The organism is Pseudomonas sp. H9, assembly GCF_004353925.1.
Taxonomy (GTDB): Bacteria; Pseudomonadota; Gammaproteobacteria; order Pseudomonadales; family Pseudomonadaceae; genus Aquipseudomonas.
Genome location: NZ_SMOK01000053.1, coordinates 1 through 892, shown reverse-complemented (window position 1 = coordinate 892; position 892 = coordinate 1). Strand labels below are relative to the sequence as shown.

3 tRNA genes and 1 rRNA gene are annotated in these 892 nt (G+C 47.2%); all 4 read left to right on the top strand.

What is annotated here, in order from left to right:
* Nucleotides 1-136, top strand: a 16S ribosomal RNA gene (locus E1573_RS26650); the annotation flags it as partial.
* Nucleotides 137-245: 109 nt separating this feature from the next.
* A tRNA-Ile gene (locus E1573_RS26645) sits at nt 246-322 on the top strand.
* Between the two features lie 25 nt (nt 323-347).
* Nucleotides 348-423: transfer RNA gene (locus E1573_RS26640), tRNA-Ala, on the top strand.
* 124 nt (nt 424-547) lie between these two features.
* Nucleotides 548-623: transfer RNA gene (locus tag E1573_RS26635), tRNA-Ala, on the top strand.
* Nucleotides 624-892 lie beyond the last annotated feature (269 nt).

Genomic DNA, 892 nt, shown 5'->3' with positions numbered 1-892 from the left:
CACACCATGGGAGTGGGTTGCACCAGAAGTAGCTAGTCTAACCTTCGGGAGGACGGTTACCACGGTGTGATTCATGACTGGGGTGAAGTCGTAACAAGGTAGCCGTAGGGGAACCTGCGGCTGGATCACCTCCTTAATCGACGACATCAGCTGTTTCATAAGCTCCCACACGAATTGCTTGATTCATTGAAGAAGACGGAAGAAGCAGCTTTAAGCTCCAAGCGAAAAGCTACAAGCTCGAAATTGGGTCTGTAGCTCAGTTGGTTAGAGCGCACCCCTGATAAGGGTGAGGTCGGCAGTTCGAATCTGCCCAGACCCACCAATTTTGTGTGGTAAAGCCTTAGTCTGGGGCCATAGCTCAGCTGGGAGAGCGCCTGCCTTGCACGCAGGAGGTCAGCGGTTCGATCCCGCTTGGCTCCACCATTAACTGCTTCGAAAAGCTTAGAAATGAGCATTCAGTTTGAATGTTGATTTCTAGTCTTTTATGACTGGTCCGTTCTTTAAAAATTTGGGTATGTGATAGAAAGATAGACTGAATAGTTAGTCTGGGGCCATAGCTCAGCTGGGAGAGCGCCTGCCTTGCACGCAGGAGGTCAGCGGTTCGATCCCGCTTGGCTCCACCATTAACTGCTTCGAAAAGCTTAGAAATGAGCATTCAGTTTGAATGTTGATTTCTAGTCTTTTATGACTGGTTCAGAGGCGATGAAAGACGTGGTAGCCTGCGATAATTTTTTTTTTGACACTTTCACTGGTGTTTATTCAGGCTAAGGTAAAATTTGTGAGTTTCTCTTAAGACTTTAAGAGTATTGCGAATTTTCGGCGAATGTCGTCTTCACAGTATAACCAGATTGCTTGGGGTTATATGGTCAAGTGAAGAAGCGCATACGGTGGA